This is a genomic window from Bacillus sp. T17B1, from assembly GCF_026796395.1.
Classification (GTDB): Bacteria; Bacillota; Bacilli; order Bacillales; family Bacillaceae; genus Bacillus; species Bacillus spizizenii_A.
The window spans coordinates 77097-87877 of record NZ_JALAYA010000011.1; the positions used below are offsets into that span (position 1 = coordinate 77097).

A 10781-nucleotide genomic window follows, 5' to 3' on the forward strand; every position below is an offset into this window, starting at 1 on the left:
TTATATTTTTGTGAACAAAAGGCTCTAAGAATTGCCACAAAACACATATTCGCTTACACTTGGAACGTATAAAAAATTGCAGCAGTATATTGAGAAGGTGAATATTGTATGAATAAAGCATTAAAAGCTCTCGGTGTTCTGACAACGTTTGTCATGCTTATTGTTTTAATCGGGGGAGCTCTCGTTACAAAAACAGGTTCCGGCCAAGGCTGCGGCAGACAGTGGCCGCTGTGTCACGGCCGTTTTTTCCCTGAAATGAATCCGGCTTCAATTATTGAATGGAGCCACCGATTCGCAAGCGGGATCTCTATTATCCTTGTGTTAAGCCTTGCGTTTTGGTCATGGAGAAAAATCACGCCGATTTTCCGTGAAACAACGTTTCTCGCGATCATGTCTATTATCTTTTTATTTTTACAGGCATTGCTTGGCGCATTGGCTGTCGTATTCGGTTCAAATGCGCTGATTATGGCGCTACACTTTGGCATTTCATTGATTTCTTTTGCTTCAGTGCTCATTTTGACATTGCTCATATTTGAAGCAGATAAATCAGTTAGAAAACTGGTTATGCCGCTTCGAATTGGCAAAAAAATGCAATTTCACATGATAGGGATTTTAATATATTCCTATATCGTTGTGTATACAGGCGCATATGTAAGACATACTGAATCAAGTCTGGCATGTCCTGATGTTCCGTTATGCAGTCCGCTGAACAATGGACTTCCGACTCAATTCCATGAATGGGTGCAAATGGGCCACAGAGCAGCAGCCTTGCTGTTATTCGTATGGATTATTATGGCTGCTGTTCATGCTATCACTTCCTATAAAGATCAAAAGCAGATCTTTTGGGGATGGATCTCATGTCTTATTTTTATTACATTACAGGCGCTGTCCGGTATTATGATTGTATACTCTGAAATGGCCCTGGGCTTTGCACTTGCCCACTCGTTCTTTATTGCCTGCTTGTTCGGCATTCTATGCTACTTCTTATTATTGATTGCACGCTTCCGTTATGAATTAAGACAATCATAATAACTCTAGACCAAAGCTTTCTGAGCTTTGGTCTTTTTTGTCTCCTATTTTTTCCCGCTTCATACGTATCAATGGCCTCCGCTGGACTTGATAATCATTGAGCGGCCGCTGCGCTCCGTATTTTTTGTCATCGTGCTAAAACATATGGACCCACATCACAGCCTGCGAAGCATAAGCATAATAAAAATGTGCATAAAGAGCCATTTTGCCATACTTCATATAAAAACCAGAGCGTGCCTTAAAGAAAAACATTTATGGCTCATATCTGAGAGTTTGGGAGCAGATAAGCCTGTTTTTGTTATAAATATGAACTGGCTTGTGACAGTGCTGTATTGTCTTCTAGACTCATAATTTTCAATTCCTACGATTTTTCCCTAAAAAAAAAGAGTGTATATCAAACGATATACACTCCAGTTTATTATGCTTATTCAATTTCGAGAAGCAGATCTCCCGTTTGGATCGGCTCGCCATTTTTCACATGAACCTGCTTGATTGTTCCTGAGAAAGGTGCCTGAACCGTTGTTTCCATTTTCATCGCTTCATTGATCATCAAATGATCACCTTTATTGACTTTTGTACCTGCTTCAGTCAATACCTTAATAACCGTTCCAGGCATAGAGGCTGCGATGTGGCTTGGGTTTGTCCGGTCCGCTTTCAATCTTTCCTGAACAGAAGACTTAATGTTTTCATCTTTGATGACAACTTCACGCGGCTGTCCGTTCAGTTCGAAATAAATGACGCGAGTGGCATCAGGCTGAGGCTCACCGATTGAAATCAACTTAACGATCAGCGTTTTTCCGCGCTCAATTTCCACTTCTATTTCTTCACCTAATGTCATGCCATAGAAAAATGTCGGCGTATCTAATACCGAAATGTCTCCATAGCTTTCAGCCGTTTTCACATAATCAGAGAAGACTTTAGGATAAAGGGCATACGCCACAGCATCTTGATCTGAAATCTCCAAGTTATGCTGCTCTTTAAATTCCTGTTTGATCGCTTCAAAGGATACCGGCTCAAGCAGTTCTCCCGGTCTGACCGTAATCGGCTCCTGTCCTTTTAAGATCAGCTTTTGTAGTTTTTCCGGGAATCCGCCATGAGGCTGGCCGATGTTTCCTTTGAAAAGCTCCACAACAGAATCAGGGAAATCTAATTGTTCGCCTTTTTCGTATACGTCCTTTTCAGTCAGATTGTTTTGCACCATGTAGAGCGCCATATCTCCGACTACTTTAGAGGAAGGCGTGACCTTCACGATGTCGCCGAACATATCGTTGACGCGTCTGTACATTTCTTTGACTTCATTCCAGCGGTCGCCTAGGCCTACTCCCTTCGCCTGCTGCTGCAAGTTGCTGTATTGGCCTCCAGGCATTTCATGCTCATAAATTTCAGTATGCGGAGACTTCATTCCGCTTTCAAATTCGCTATAATATTTACGAACTGACTCCCAATATTGGGACAGCATTTCAACGTTTTGGACATTCATTTCCGGACGGCGGGCGTGACCTTCCATCGCATGATAAAATCCGCTCGCGCTTGGCTGAGACGTTAATCCTGCCATTGAGCTGACCGCCACGTCTATGATATCAACGCCAGCTTCAACAGCTTTCGCATACATATAAATACCGTTTCCGCTCGTATCATGCGTATGGAGGTGAACCGGGATGTCGATCGTCTCTTTCAAAGCAGAAACGAGTTCATATGCAGCCTGCGGTTTTAACAGCCCTGCCATATCTTTAATTCCGAGAATATGGGCTCCGGCAGCCTCAAGCTCCTTCGCCATCGACGTATAATAAGCAAGATCATATTTCGTACGGTTCTTGTCAAGGATATCTCCCGTGTAACATATCGCTGCTTCTGCCACTTTGCCGGTATCCCGAACGGCATCAATGGCTAATGTCATCCCTTTTACCCAGTTTAAGCTGTCGAAAATACGGAACACATCAATACCGGATTGAGCAGATTGCTTCACAAATTCTTTAATCACATTATCCGGATAATTCGTGTAGCCGACCGCGTTTGATGAACGAAGCAGCATTTGGAATAAGGTATTCGGCACTTCTTTGCGAAGCTCATCCAAACGCTTCCACGGATCTTCTTTCAGGAAGCGGTAGGCTACATCGAAGGTCGCGCCTCCCCACATTTCCATACTGAATAGCTCAGGCCATAACGCAGCCGTCGGATTCGCGATTTTTTTCAAATCATGCGATCTGAATCTCGTCGCCAATAAGGATTGGTGAGCATCTCTGAATGTCGTATCAGTTAAGAGGACAGATTTCTGTTCCTTAACCCAATTTGCAAGCCCTTCAGCACCTTTTTCATCAAGAATTTGCTTTGTTCCTCTGGCAGGCTGCTGATCGATGTCTACGTTTATGTTTATCGGTTTGTCAAACGCAGGTTTTTCTTTTTTCCCGATTCCAGGGAAGCCGTTCACTGTCACATTGCCTATGTAAGTGAGCATTTTTGTTCCGCGGTCTTTCTGTCTAGGAAAAATAAATAATTCAGGTGTTGTATCAATGAAAGACGTATCATATTGCCCTGTCAGAAACTTCTCATGCTTTGCAACGTTCTCAAGAAACGGAATGTTTGTTTTAATGCCTCTGATTCTAAACTCCTGAAGGTTTCGGACCATTTTGGCCGCCGCCTGTTCAAACGTTAAAGCCCAAGTTGAAAGCTTAACGAGAAGTGAATCATAATATGGCGTGATCACGGCGCCTTGGAAGCTGTTTCCGGTATCAAGACGGACTCCAAAACCGCCGCCTGAGCGGTAAGCCATAATTTTTCCTGTATCAGGCATGAAATCATTTTGCGGATCCTCTGTCGTTACCCGTGACTGAATGGCATAGCCGATTGTAGAAATGTCCTTTTGCTCAGGAATATTTACTTTATTGCTGTGAAGGCCGTGCCCTTGGGCAACAAGGATCTGTGTTTGAACAATATCGACACCTGTAATCATTTCTGTAATTGTGTGTTCAACTTGTACGCGAGGGTTTACTTCAATAAAGTAAAATTCGTTGTTTGCAACAAGGAACTCTACCGTACCCGCGTTAATATAGTTTACATTTTTCGCAAGCGCAACTGCTGCTTCACAAATTTGGTTTCTTAATTCAGGTGATAGAGACACACTCGGCGCCACTTCAATGACTTTTTGGTGGCGTCTTTGAACAGAACAGTCCCTCTCAAAAAGGTGAACAACATTGCCCTGCTTGTCACCAATCACCTGAACCTCAATATGTTTTGGATTTTCAATCAATTTTTCTACATACACTTCATCATTGCCAAAGGCTGCTTTTGCCTCTGATTTTGCACGCTCATATGCTTCTTTCACTTCACTTTCAGATCTGACAATCCGCATACCGCGTCCGCCGCCGCCCAGTGAAGCTTTAATGATAATCGGATAACCATTCGTTTGTCCAAATTGTTCGACTGCTTCAAGCGTTTCTGCAGGGCCGTCGCTTCCGGGAATCACAGGGATTCCAGCTTTTTCTGCCTGCTCACGCGCTTTTACCTTGTCACCAAACATATCTAGATGTTCGGATTTTGGACCAATGAATACGATGCCTTCTTCTTCACATCGCTTCGCGAAATGGATATTTTCAGACAAGAAACCGTATCCCGGATGAATCGCATCCACTTTGTTTCTTTTCGCAATATCAATGATTCCTTCAATATCCAAATAAGCATCAATCGGTTTTTTCCCTTCACCGACCAGGTATGCTTCATCCGCTTTGTACCGATGGTAGGAACCGGAATCTTCTTTTGAATAGACCGCAACTGTACGAATATTCAACTCGGTGCACGCCCGAAATATTCGGATTGCAATTTCTCCCCTGTTTGCTACTAATACTTTTTGTATTGATTGCTGTGACAAACTTTTCTCCCCCTTACCCGAATGGAATATAATCTATCATAGCGGAATCCCCTTCCCCTGTACACACTTGTTTTTTTACAGATAAGCAGTTTTTTTGGTCTGTTTCTTTTTCATTCCCTTCGGCGCCAAGGGCTCTCTCTTTTTTTTATTCTCTGAATATTTCACAAACATACTGATATTTGCTAATATCCCCATACTCGCCAGCAGCAGCACCAAAGAAGAGCCCCCGTAACTGATAAATGGCAGCGTAACCCCTGTAATCGGAATTAATCCGCTGACTCCGCCAAGGTTAATAAACGATTGTATGGCAATCATACTCGAAATGCCGATCGCTAGAAGACTCCCAAACGGATCCTCGCATTTTCTGGCTATATAAAACCCTTTTATGACGATAAAGCCCAATAGGAAAATCACAAATAATACCCCAAAAATACCTAGTTCTTCAGCAATAACAGCCATAATAAAGTCAGTGTGTGATTCAGGCAGATATCCATATTTTTGAATACTTTCACCGAGCCCAAGACCGAAAATGCCGCCTGAGCCGATCGCATAGTAAGAATTGATCACTTGTAAACCTGATGAATTTGCATACTTAAATGGGTCTTCAAGACTCTCAAAACGTGCCAAACGACCTTCAGTTAAAATTTTGTCCTGATTTAAATAGATAATTGGGCTGATTAAAATTAAAACAATTCCGCCCAGCAAAACAAGCCTCATCAGTGTCTTTCCACTGAAACCGGAGCACAAAATCATGCACGTCGCAATCAGCCCTATAATCATGGCTGTACCGAAATCTGGCTGCATGGCAATTAAACTGCAAATTACAAGCGTCATGACTACCGGAGGAGCGACTCCCGTTAACAGATGGTCGATATAGCTTTGTTTTTTGGCATATACAGCTGCAAGGTATAAAATCACTGCAAGTTTAACAAACTCCCCCGGCTGGATACTCATTCCGCCGATTTTAAACCAGCTTTGCGCGTTTCCGGCAACATGACCGAATACAAACAGCGAGATAAGCGCAAGAACAGAAACAAGCAGTATTCCCTTCTGAAACTTTTGATGAGCCAGTGCTTTGTAAGGAAACACAGCCATGAGAATAAAAAGAGCGCCACCTGCAATTAAAGCAAACAGCTGCCGCATGAAGAAAAAATTACTGCTTACGTTATATCGTGAAACAGCCGTAATCATGCTTGAACTGTATACCATCACTAAACCGAATCCGCATAGTAAAACAATTGCGAATATCAGTGAGTAATCATAAGATTTGAGCATTTTTTTTAACATAACATCCTCTTCCCTGCTTCTAGCTTCCAATATCTATGGTTTTATGTATTTATCTTTTTTATTTTACTACAATTTATCAAATGAGACGAAGAATCTCTATACGATTCGGAAGGAATGTGTAAAAAAAGACCGTCTTTAGTGAGAGAAAATTAGCGGTTATAAAAAAACCCAAACTGTTAATAAGTTTGAGTTTTATCATTTATTTACCTGTAAACGCGTCATGCAAAGCAGACAATTCGCGCTCCAATGTGTATAAAAGGTCTTTACCGTCTTTTTCATCAACCAATCCCAGGCGGACAGCAAAATCGATTTCCCTCGAAAGCCCGAACATTTGAGTATCTAAAACCTCTTCATATAGAGGACATTGAGGCATCGTTAAGTTATCCATTTGTACTCGGATCAGCTTCAAAATCTTCTCAGCGTCTACTTTTAAGAGTTCAAAAGCTTTTTGCCGATGGTCTACTATCATCTCTGAAGCCAAAAGTATCCCTCCGTTCCCCAGGCGAGTACCTAATTCTTCTATTTATCATAAAGGGTATCAGCAGAAAATGCAAGAGGATTTAAGCAGATGACATAAATTAAAAAATACTCAGCCTGTACATCTCAGACATTATTTCCAAAAGCTTTATACCTGCAATGCTGTTCCCTTTTTCATCCAATGCCGGACCAAAAATGCCGATCCCGAAATCGTAGGGTGAAAGGCCCATAATCCCTCCGGATACGCCGCTTTTTGCAGGAATCCCGACCTTAATTGCAAATTCCCCGCTAGCATTGTACATTCCGCACGTCACCATAAATGTTTTGCAAATTCTGGCGACATCTTTTGGAATGATTTGCTCCCCAGTCTCAGGTTGTCTGCCGTTCAGCGCAAATACAGATCCGATTTTCGCCAAATCGAGACTGTTCATCTCAATTGCGCATTGCTTCGTGTATAAATCCATTACCGCTTCTACATCATCCTCAAAAATGCTGTACTGCTTCATATAATAACACATAGCCCGATTTATCATTGATGTGCTGTATTCGGATTCAGCCACTTCCCGGCAGTAAGTAATCTCTTGGTTGTTTGTCAGCCTTCTGATAAAAGAAAGTAAATAATCAAGTCTCTCTTTCACCGTTTCCCCTCTAATCAAGCTTGTCACTACCAAAGCCCCGGCATTGATCATAGGGTTTAACGGCTTGCTCGGATTCACTGTTTCCAGCTTGATAATAGAATTAAACGGATCACCGGTCGGCTCCTGTCCAACATAGCTGAAGACCTTACCTTTGCCGTATTCCATTAGTACCAAAGCAAGTGAGAGGACTTTCGATATACTTTGAAGTGTGAATGTTTTTTCTACGTCACCTGCTGACAGACAAATATTATTGGAATAATAAATCGCCACTGATAGATCGTGTTTATCGGCTTTTGCCAAGGCGGGAATATAACTGGCTACCTCCCCCTTGTCCGTCACCTTTTTCGCCTCTTTCACTAAAGCTTCAAGCTCATCATTATGCCGGCATACCATGCAACCACCCTCGCTCCCTGAGCATTTCAATACACATAATTTGTACACAAAGTGACAATTCATGCGAAAACTTTTATAATTTTGAGAGAAGGGGGTTATATCATGAGTGTTATACAAGTAAAAGGCAATGTTACATATCCGATCACCATTGATCCAAGCGTATGGATTTTTGATGATCGCAAATTTTCGTTTGACCGCAAAGGGGACAATCAAGACTCACATTTACAATCAGCCGGGGATGAATCCGATCTTGATCCTGAACGCGTTATCAGAGAAGGACGAATTGCGCCGCCGACATTAAAGACAGAAAAACAATACGAGAGGCAAAAACTGATGAACGGCAGTTTTGCAATGAAACTTGGGACTGTGCTGAAAAATGCCGAGCCGCTCAGTTCTGCGGCACAATGCGTATTTGTCACAAGTTCGGGAAAGGCCGCCGTTCCTCTGGAAACCGCTCTAAACAGTATTGTCCATTTCAGTGAGGCGGGCAAGCCGATTCAAGAAGGCGGCCCCGTTCATATTTACTTTGAAGATCCAGTTGATCACAAACAGCCGATCACCGATATAAAAGAAATCGAAATCATTTAGTGTTACAGCAAGTCAGCGGCAAGCTGGGCGAGGCCTGATCTCTCACCTTTTAACAGCTTCACGCTGCCTGATATGGGTTGTCCTTTAAACCGCTCAACCACATAGGCTAAACCATTATTCAGACTGTCTAAATATGGGTGATCAATTTGTTCGGGATCGCCCATTAAGACAATTTTACTCCCCTCACCGACCCTCGTCAGCAGTGTTTTTACCTCATGCCTGGTCAAATTTTGCGCTTCGTCAATAATAATAAATTGGTCTGGAATGCTTCTCCCCCTGATATAAGTCAGCGCCTCTACCTGAATTGAGCCAATACCCGCCAGAATGGCCTCAAGCTCCCCCGGTTTTTTCGCATTAAATAGAAATTCCAAATTGTCAAAAATCGGCTGCATCCAAGGCTTTAGCTTTTCCTCTTTTTCGCCCGGCAAGTACCCAATATCTTTGCCAACAGGAACAATAGGCCTCGCCACGACCAGCTTTTTGTATATTCCTAGGTCTTCTGTCTGTAATAGTCCCGCCGCCAATGCTAAAAGCGTCTTGCCGGTTCCGGCTTTTCCGATCAGGGTGACAAGCGGAATATCTTCACGCAGTAAAAGCTCTAATGCCATTGTCTGCTGTACATTTTTCGGTCTGATTCCCCAAATATGTTCATCATCAAATACGAGTCTTTTTAATACCGTGCCGGTTTTATCTGCAATTCCGACTGCCGAGGAGGATCCTCCCAGTTCATCCTTCATTAATGCGAATTGATTCGGGTAAAACGTATGCTGTTTTATATCATTTACTGAAATTTGATTTTTCCCGTAAAAAGAGCTGAACAGCTGCTGGCTGATATATAAATCCTTATAGCCGCTGTACATTTCATCATTGTCCACAACCCGGTCATTTAAGAAATCCTCGGCGAGCAGTCCGATCGCGTCCGCTTTCACTCTGACAAGTACGTCCTTGCTGACAAGGATAACCGGCCTGCCATTTTCCTTCGTTTCTTCCTCGAGGCTTAAGTTTTTCGCAACGGCTAATATGCGATTATCGTTCGTCTTTTCAATAAAAATCTCTTGAAGTTGGTGAAACGAACGATGATTCAGTTCAATTCTCAGTGTGCCGCCCGTGTCGAGCGGAACATGCTCATGCAGCCTGCCCTTTTGCCTTAGCGCATCGATCAGCTTAGATACATGCCTTGCATTCCTTCCAACTTCGTCCATATACCGTTTCTTTGAATCAACCTCTTCTAATACGACAGCAGGGATGACAACCTCATTTTCTTCAAAAGAAAATATCGCGTTAGGATCCTGTAATAACACATTCGTATCTAACACATAAATTTTACTCAAGTCTCAGCCTCCTGATATAAGGGTCAATGTTCTTCCTGCTTCTCTTACGATGAAAAAAGGTGAATGCCTGCTAAAATATATGTTTTTGTGCATAAAGATAGAAGGTTAATTCAACAATAAAATTAATGAATGCATTTCAAGGAGGGAACCCGCAAGTGCGAATTCTTTTCATTCTCATACAGCTGACATTTATCCTGTCCGCATGTGCCTATCAACAAGGAAAACAGGATCAGGATGTTGAAAAAGAATCAACAAGACAGCAGGAAACCAAACCGATTCACGTAAAGGACACAACTCAGGAGACAAAAGACAATGGAACAAGAACGGACATTGCCAAGCATCTTGTCAGCGTTGCTGAAAAAATTCCAGATGTCAAGGATGCAACAGCCGTTGTGCTAGGGGGTTATGCCGTTGTTGGGATTGATGTCGATGATAATTTGGACAGAAGCAAAGTGGAAACGATTAAATATTCTGTGGCACAGGCTCTAAAAAATGATCGTTATGGCGCCAACGCAGTTGTCATCGCTGACCCAGATACGGTCAGCCGCCTAAATGAAATGAGCAGAGAAATCAGTAAAGGCCGTCCGGTAACAGGCATACTAGATGAATTAGCTGCGATTGTCGGCCGAGTGCTTCCGGAAGTGCCTAACGATGTGATTGACAATGAAGACGAGCCGCAAACAAAGCAGCAAAATGACCAATTAAACAGAAATCAGCAGCAGGAAATGGAACAGGAGCAAAACGATCAATCTGATCATCATATGAAAAAGAATACCAATAATTAAGCTATAGCCTCGTGCTTTAGCTTTTTCTTATTTTGGACAGCTTCTGATCCGTGCTATAATACATGTTAGTGAAAGAGGTGATATGATGAGGGTCCAATGTTCTATTTGCGAAAAAATTGAAACAATTGATGATGATACCCTGATCGCGAAACGGCTTCGAAACCGCCCAATCCATACATATATGTGCCAGGAATGCCACGACCGGATCGCCCAAAAAACAGAAGAACGACTGAAAACGGGAAAATTCACTTTTCACCCGGGACAGCCAAAAAAAGAAAAAGTCAAAAAATAACGCAATCGCTTTCATACACAACACAAAAAAGACTCAGCTTCTCAGCTGAGTCTTTCAGACTGTTGACAAAAATAGGTCGGATCATAAAGATCCGAC

Annotated in this window: 9 protein-coding genes; 4 read left to right on the forward strand and 5 right to left on the reverse strand. The window is 42.5% G+C overall.

The genetic code is table 11. From position 1 onward, the window contains the following. Positions 1-108 precede the first annotated feature (108 nt). Positions 109-1029, forward strand: coding sequence for a heme A synthase CtaA (ctaA, locus tag MOF34_RS07280; RefSeq protein ID WP_268399487.1), 921 nt, complete (start codon positions 109-111; stop codon positions 1027-1029). 424 nt (positions 1030-1453) lie between these two features. Here ctaA and pyc read toward each other — a convergent pair whose 3' ends face one another. The 4 genes from pyc to glsA all read right to left on the reverse strand — a co-directional run bounded on the left by pyc (position 1454) and on the right by glsA (position 7689). After that, positions 1454-4894 (reverse strand): pyruvate carboxylase, encoded by a 3441-nt coding sequence (gene pyc, locus MOF34_RS07285; protein ID WP_268399489.1) that lies wholly within the window; start codon positions 4892-4894, stop codon positions 1454-1456. 75 nt (positions 4895-4969) lie between these two features. Further along, the gene (gene ftsW / locus MOF34_RS07290) at positions 4970-6181 is read right to left on the reverse strand and encodes a cell division protein FtsW (protein ID WP_268399491.1); all 1212 of its coding nucleotides are present in this window, start codon (positions 6179-6181) and stop codon (positions 4970-4972) included. A gap of 199 nt (positions 6182-6380) precedes the next feature. Continuing rightward, positions 6381-6662 (reverse strand): YlaN family protein, encoded by a 282-nt coding sequence (locus MOF34_RS07295; RefSeq protein ID WP_003221339.1) that lies wholly within the window; start codon positions 6660-6662, stop codon positions 6381-6383. 97 nt (positions 6663-6759) lie between these two features. Further along, the gene (gene glsA / locus MOF34_RS07300) at positions 6760-7689 is read right to left on the reverse strand and encodes a glutaminase A (protein ID WP_019714295.1); all 930 of its coding nucleotides are present in this window, start codon (positions 7687-7689) and stop codon (positions 6760-6762) included. Positions 7690-7791: 102 nt separating this feature from the next. Here glsA and MOF34_RS07305 point away from each other — a divergent pair, with 102 nt between their 5' ends. Next, on the forward strand, positions 7792-8277 hold the full coding sequence (locus MOF34_RS07305) for a peptidyl-prolyl cis-trans isomerase (RefSeq protein ID WP_268399493.1): 486 nt from the start codon (positions 7792-7794) through the stop codon (positions 8275-8277). A 2-nt stretch (positions 8278-8279) separates the two neighbouring features. On the opposite strand, the gene MOF34_RS07310 is transcribed toward MOF34_RS07305, so the two are convergent. Next, positions 8280-9608 carry a PhoH family protein gene (locus MOF34_RS07310; RefSeq protein ID WP_268399495.1) on the reverse strand — a complete coding sequence of 443 codons (1329 nt, stop codon included), beginning with the start codon at positions 9606-9608 and terminating at the stop codon, positions 8280-8282. 155 nt (positions 9609-9763) lie between these two features. On the opposite strand from MOF34_RS07310, the gene MOF34_RS07315 reads away from it, so the two are divergent. Continuing rightward, complete coding sequence (locus tag MOF34_RS07315; protein WP_268399497.1) at positions 9764-10393, forward strand: YhcN/YlaJ family sporulation lipoprotein; 630 nt, start codon at positions 9764-9766, stop codon at positions 10391-10393. Between the two features lie 82 nt (positions 10394-10475). Further along, positions 10476-10685 (forward strand): YlaI family protein, encoded by a 210-nt coding sequence (locus tag MOF34_RS07320; RefSeq protein WP_080010279.1) that lies wholly within the window; start codon positions 10476-10478, stop codon positions 10683-10685. Positions 10686-10781 lie beyond the last annotated feature (96 nt).